The following is a 258-nucleotide window of genomic DNA, read 5'->3' as shown; positions in this document are numbered from 1 at the left end:
AAGACTTTCGCGCCTTGAGCTTCGATGTTCCCGCGCAGCGTGCTGCCTTCACTGAACAGTTCGATCAGGCGTTCGCGCAGGGCCACCCGCGCCTCACGGCCAAGTTCAAAGAACGCGTTCAACTGCCCGCCGTGCATGGCTTCCACCGCACTGCGTGCGACGCCGTCGAACAGCCCGGCCTCAAGCGCCACCTGCAAATCGAAAATGTGCTCGCCGATCGCCACGCCCGCGCGCGGACTGCAATCGTTGAGACTGAAC

1 pseudogene is annotated in these 258 nt (G+C 63.2%); it reads right to left on the bottom strand.

Going from position 1 to position 258, the window contains the following annotated elements:
• Positions 1–258, bottom strand: a pseudogene (locus tag AAEY83_RS16455) (hypothetical protein); the annotation flags it as partial.

This window comes from Psychrobacter sp. TB20-MNA-CIBAN-0197, from assembly GCF_040309765.1.
GTDB lineage: Bacteria > Pseudomonadota > Gammaproteobacteria > Pseudomonadales > Moraxellaceae > Psychrobacter > Psychrobacter submarinus.
This window is presented reverse-complemented; position numbering and strand designations above follow the sequence as displayed.